This window comes from Pseudomonas lactucae (genome assembly GCF_016937615.1).
GTDB lineage: Bacteria > Pseudomonadota > Gammaproteobacteria > Pseudomonadales > Pseudomonadaceae > Aquipseudomonas > Aquipseudomonas lactucae.
On the sequence record NZ_JAFHKI010000170.1, the window covers coordinates 1 to 5,839 of the forward strand.

3 protein-coding genes are annotated in these 5,839 nt (G+C 61.9%); 2 read left to right on the top strand and 1 reads right to left on the bottom strand.

The genetic code is table 11. The features are described from left to right. Nucleotides 1-208: 208 nt before the first annotated feature. The gene (locus JWR98_RS25940; protein WP_205491576.1) at nucleotides 209-4,060 is read right to left on the bottom strand and encodes a bifunctional diguanylate cyclase/phosphodiesterase; all 3,852 of its coding nucleotides are present in this window, start codon (nucleotides 4,058-4,060) and stop codon (nucleotides 209-211) included. A 238-nt stretch (nucleotides 4,061-4,298) separates the two neighbouring features. Between JWR98_RS25940 and JWR98_RS25945 the strand changes: the two genes are divergently transcribed. Together JWR98_RS25945 and JWR98_RS25950 are read left to right on the top strand one after the other, a co-directional pair. Next, the gene (locus JWR98_RS25945; RefSeq protein WP_205491578.1) at nucleotides 4,299-4,973 is read left to right on the top strand and encodes a thermostable hemolysin; all 675 of its coding nucleotides are present in this window, start codon (nucleotides 4,299-4,301) and stop codon (nucleotides 4,971-4,973) included. Next, entirely contained in the window at nucleotides 4,970-5,782 is an 813-nt protein-coding gene (locus JWR98_RS25950) for an AMP-binding protein (protein WP_205491581.1), read from the top strand. Before JWR98_RS25945 ends, JWR98_RS25950 begins: the two co-directional genes overlap by 4 nt. Nucleotides 5,783-5,839 lie beyond the last annotated feature (57 nt).

Consider the following 5,839-nt stretch of genomic DNA (forward strand, 5'->3'; position numbering starts at 1 on the left):
AGAAAGGAGGGCATTCTAACCCAATGGGTTTTAGATGGCATATGAAAGGAACATCAGTGTCGCGGGACAAGCGGGGGCTCATCTGGGGGTGGGCGGGGTCTGTGCCGGCCTCATCGGGAGCAAGCCCCTCCCACATTTTGACTTGTGAATACCTTCAAATGTGGAGGGGGCTTGCCCCCGATGAGGCCATAAGCCCCACCACAGCATGTCAGTCGAACATGAACAGCGCATCATTACTGAACTGCGCCTCGAACCGATTCGCCGGCATCGGCCGCCCGAACAGGTAACCCTGCACCTCATCGCAGCCATGCTCACGCAGGAAGTCCAGCTGCTCATGGGTTTCCACGCCCTCGGCGATCACCGCCAGGTTCAAGCTGTGGGCCATGGCGATAATCGCGCGGGCGATCTGTGCGTCCTGCTCGCCGGACGGCAGGCCGTCGACGAAGGTGCGGTCGATCTTCAAGACGTCGATAGGGAACTGCTTGAGGTAGTTGAGCGACGAATAACCGGTGCCGAAGTCGTCCACCGCGATGCTCAGGCCCAGGTTTTTCAGGCTGTCGAGAATGTGCAGGGCTTCGTTGACTTCGCGCATCAGGATACTTTCGGTCAGCTCCAGCTCCAGGCACGCCGGCGGCAGGCCGGTGTCCTTGAGGATAGTGGCGATGCGGGTGCCCAGTTGTCCGTCGGAGAACTGCCGCGCCGAGATGTTCACCGAGACTTTCGGCACGCGCACCTTGTTCTGGTGCCAGGTCTTGAGCTGGCGACAGGCCTCGCTGATCACCCAGTCGCCGACGTCCACCACCAGGCCCAACTCTTCCAGCACCGGGATAAAGTCCCCCGGCGGCACCAGCCCGCGACGTGGATGACGCCAGCGCAGCAGGGCCTCGGCACCGGTCAGGCGTTTGCCGTCGCCGCTGAACTGCGGCTGGTAATACAGGACGAATTCGTTCTGTTCCAGGGCGTGGCGCAAGTCGCTTTCCAGCTCCAGGCGTTCCAGGGCGCTGGCGTTCATGTCGGCCTGGTAGAACTGGAAGTTGTTCTTGCCGCGCTCTTTGGCGTGATACATCGCGGTGTCGGCGTTTTTCATGAGCTGGCTCAGTTCATTGCCGTCCTGGGGGCTGAGGGCGATGCCGATACTGGCGGTCACGAAAAACTCGCGGCCTTCGAGTACGAAGGGTTTGACCAGGCTGGCGAGGATCTGCTCGGCCACGTGAATCGCACGGTTGAGCGCCATTTCACGATTGACCCGCGGTTGCAGCAGCAACGTGAACTCATCGCCGCCCATGCGCGCCACGGTGTCGTCTTCGGCCACGCAACCGAGCAGGCGAGTCGCCATTTCCTTGAGCATGCGGTCGCCGGCGGCGTGGCCGAGGGAGTCGTTGATCGGCTTGAAGCGGTCAAGATCGAGGAACATCAGCACCACCCACGACTTCTGCCGCTCGGCGGCCTGCAACGCGGTGTGCAGGCGGTCCTGGAACAGCGTGCGGTTGGGCAGGTGGGTCAGGGCGTCGTAATAGGCCAGGCGGTGGATGCGCTGTTCGCTGGCCTTGCGTTCGCTGATATCGCTGAAGAAACACACATAGCTGGCCAGGTCGCCTTCATCGTCGAACACCGCGGTAATACCGACCCAGGCCGGGTAATGCTCGCCGTTGCGGCGCTTGAGCCACACTTCGCCTTCCCAGGTGCTGTGCTGGTGCAGTTGCTTGAGCACGTAGCGCAGGTGGGCTTCCTGCTGTTCATCGACGGTGAGCATGTTCGGCAATTGGTCGAGTACGTCGCTCACCGCATACCCGCTGACCCGGCTGAACGCCTCGTTGGCCTGCACGATATAGCCCGCCGGGTCGGTGATCAGGATCGCCGAGGTGGAGTGTTCAAAGACCGTGGCGGCCATGCGCAGGTCTTTCTCGGCGCGGCGTTGCTGGCTGATATCGCGGCCTACACCGAGGACGCCCTCAAATGCGCCGTGTTCGTCCCACACCAGCACCAGGCGCAACTCGATCGGCACTTTGCGGCCGTCGGCGCGCAGGCAATCGAACAGGAACAGCTGGGTCTGCACTTCATCGCGCAGTGTGTTCAGCGCCTGGACGTCGCCAAGCGCGCGGCTGACCCGCTCCATCAGGCTGTAGATGCCGGCCAGTTGTTTTGGGTTGGCGATAATCGATTGCCAGCCGTTCTTGAACACCCAGTCCACGTTGTAGCCCAGCACGGCATTGACCGATGGGCTGACGTAGTTGAGGGCCAGCCGGCTGTCGGTGGAACAGATCACGTCACTGATGCTTTCGGCCAGCATGCGGTAGCGTTGTTCGCTGTCGCGCAGGGATTCGCTGGCCTCGATCTGGTCGGTAATGTCCTTGGCCACGCCGATGATGCGCGTGACCTGGCTGGTCTTGTCCCTGGCCAGGGCCTGTTCGCGAATATCGAAGCGTCGCCATGCGTTGTTGCGGTGGCGAAAGCGCAACTGGCACTGCAGTTGGGCGCAATAGCCGGCCTGGCGCTGTTGCTGGCGCAAGTCGTGGTAATGCTCGGCGTCTTCGGGGTGCAGCAGGATTTCCCAGAAGTACTCACCCATTTGTTGCAGTTCGGCCTTGTTATAGCCGAGGGTGTGGCCCAGGTGGTGGTTGCTGAAAATCATGCGCTGGCTGATCACGTCCTGCACATACAGGTGGTCGGGCACGGTGCGCACCACGTCCGACCAGAAACCTTCGCGCTCCACCAGTGACAGCTCGATCAGCTTGCGGCTGGTGATATCGCTGATGCTGAGGATCACTGCCTTGAAATCGTCTTGCTGCTCCGGCAGGCGCATCACCAGCCACAGGTATTGCTCGTTGCCGACCAGGTCCTGGCACTGGATTTCCAGCTCCAGCTGGTTCTGGTGGGTCTGCACCGCGTCGAGGATCCGGTGGCCAATGGAGGTGGCGTTGTCCGGGCAATCATTGATAAGCCGTTCCCAGGCATCCTCGCAAGACGACACGTTCAGCAGGCGCACCGCCACCTGGTTGACCTCGGTGATGCGCAGTTCCTTGAGCAGTTGCTTGTGCCCATCGGGATGGTCCTGCAACCAAAGACGCAGTTGCTCACGGGTCTGCATGTATGGCTTGTCAAAAAAGCTGTTAAGGCCCGAAAGGTCGAGCACGCACAGGGCCACGCCGGTGCCTTCGAAAATATCCTGATAGCGCCGTCGGCCTTCGTGTACCTGGCGTTGGCGGCGACGCATGTTCAACAGCACGATCACCGGGATCAGCGAGAACGCCAGGCCCAGCAGGCATTTGCCGATAAACGCCGGGAGCAATTGTTCCAGCACGGCGGAACGGTCGAACAACCCGCGCAACTGCCAGTCGCTTTTGCTCAGGGGCGTGACCAGTACGCTTTTGCTCAGCTCGTCCGGCGTCAGGGTATTGGCCCATTGCGCCGGCAGGCCACTGTCACGACTGACCAGGCGTTGGTTAAGGCGATTCTCGATGACCCACATGGGGCGCTGGCCGTCGCTGTCCTGGTGAGTGAGATTGGCCAGGTAGTCCGGCGCCAGGCGCAGCGCCCAGTACAGCCTTGAGCCACCGCTGGGCTGATGCAGCAACAGGTAGATGAGGGTGCCGTCGTCATTGTTGCTCAGGTAGTAAGACTGGCCGTGGCTGCGCTGCACCAGGTCTTCGAGAAACGGGCTGTCCTGGCTGTCGGTGGCGCTGTCGCTGATCATGGCGCCACTCGGCGCGAGCACGGCGATGCTGCGCAGCTCCGGCAGGGAGCGTTGCAGCGTGCGGGTCAAGGCTTGCTGCTGTTCGGCGTCATGGGGTGGCTCGACCATCGGTAGCAGGTTCAACGCGATTTTGGCGCTCAGGGCCATGTTCAGGCTGATCTGTTCCGCCAGGTCGGCGCTGTAGTCGATGGTGTATTGCTGCTGGTTTTTCTGGTTTTGCTGCAACTGGTCGAGTAATTGCCAGAACAATAAGGCGAGCAGCATGAGGACGAGCGTCGCCAACGCGCCTTTGAGGGTACCGTGCAGAGGCGCTCCCGACGCTATATGAGCGGCGCGCAAGGGGGCTGGCGGGGTGACTTTGGACAAGCTGTGATCCTGCGGTTTGGCTGGATTGGAGCGCGACGTGCACTATAAGCTGGACTCCGAAGGGCGGCTAGCATGCCCTGGCTTGTGGCAAAGTGCCAGCCCCGCTCGGCTGAAGGTTATTGTGTCTGGATGTGTCAGTCGTCCGTTTCAATCGATTTGTTGTCCTGGCTGAGCATTTTCGTCCGGGTGGCGGTTACGTAGCTTTGTGAAAGGCAAATGCCGTTCACAGGGATACGTCATGAATAGTTTTCTGCACACTTCAAGCCAAGATGAAAATGATCATGCACGGTTCGAAATAATTAGAAGAAGCGAGCAAAGTGCACCGGAAACATTAGCGTATATCAGGGAAATTTATCAGCGCCGCTACGGGGCCGAGATGACGCCCGGTTCCGACTGGCTGGTGGCGCGTCGCAACCTGGTCAGCGGTGCGTTGACCGCCTGCGCGGGCATCTCTTTCGCGTCGCCCACCCAGCCCCTTTTTTCCGAGCGCTATTTCGATACGCCTATCGAAACCGTACTGGCCAGCCTGAGCAAGCAGGTCCTGAGGCGTGAGCACATCGTCGAAATCGGCTCGCTGGCGTCTGACGACTCCCATGCCGCGGCGGAAATCATCAAGGCGCTGCCGATACTGGCCTGGTTCATGGGCGCGAAAGCCATTCTGTGCACCTCCACGCGCAGGTTGCGCGTCTTGCTCAAATACCACGGGATCCCTTTGCGGGTCACGGGCGAGGCTGAAAGTTCCCGACTGTCGCCGCAGGAGCGGCAGCAGTGGGGGACTTACTACGCGCAATCGCCGCAGACCGGCGTGATTCTTCTCGAAGAATGCTCGCACCTGTTTAACCAGTATTGCGGTCGGTTGAAGTTTTCGGCGTTTGACCACTTGGCCGCCCACACCGAGCAGGTGGCGGCATGAAGGTCCTGAATGAAATCCTCGCCCAGGCCGTGCGCACACCGGATGCGCCTGCCGTGGTGCAGTTGGCGTCCGATTGCGCGGCGCCCGAGGCGGTAGCGCTCACTTATCGGCAACTGGTGGTCCAGGCGCACCGCTTGGCGGGCACCCTGGCCGATGAAACGCCTGCGGCCGGTCAGGTCGGGCTGGTCATGGGTAACAGCGTCGAGTGGGTGTTGGCAGATCTGGCATTAATGCTCGGCGAACGCGTGGAGGTGCCCGTGCCCCTGGCGTTTTCCGTGGATCAGGCGCGGCATCTGTTGCAGGGGTGCGCGCAGGTGCTGGTCGATGAAATGGGCGCACGCACCCTGGACCTGTGGCGCAGCGCCGGGCTTGTGCTATCGGCGCCGGTCCGCCGTGTGTCGGTGGCCAATGAGGCCTCGCCGGGCGAAATACCGTGTCCTGCCTCGGATAGCGACGCCGACAGCGTGATCAAGGTGATTCACACCTCCGGTACGACCTCGCGCCCCAAAGGCGTGAAGATTCGACGCGACGGCTTGGGGGCGCTGGTCGAGGCCCTGTGGCAGCGGGCGCGGCGCGATGATTATCAGCGTTACCTGGTGCTGGTGCCGTTGAGTCTGTTGATCGAGCAGGTCACGGCGCTCTATATGCCCTTGACCTCGGGCGGCGCGGTGCTGCTGCCCGCGCCCGGCCTCGCGCCCCTGGCAGCCGGGGGTGATTGCCGAAGACCGACTGGACGTGATCCGCCAGGCACGCCCCACCGCCATGACGCTGACGCCAGCGCTGGTCGAGGCGATTGCCCGGCGCGCTGACAGCCTGGGGCCCGCCGAACGTATTGAACACCTGTTCGGCACGCCGCGCTTGCCGCT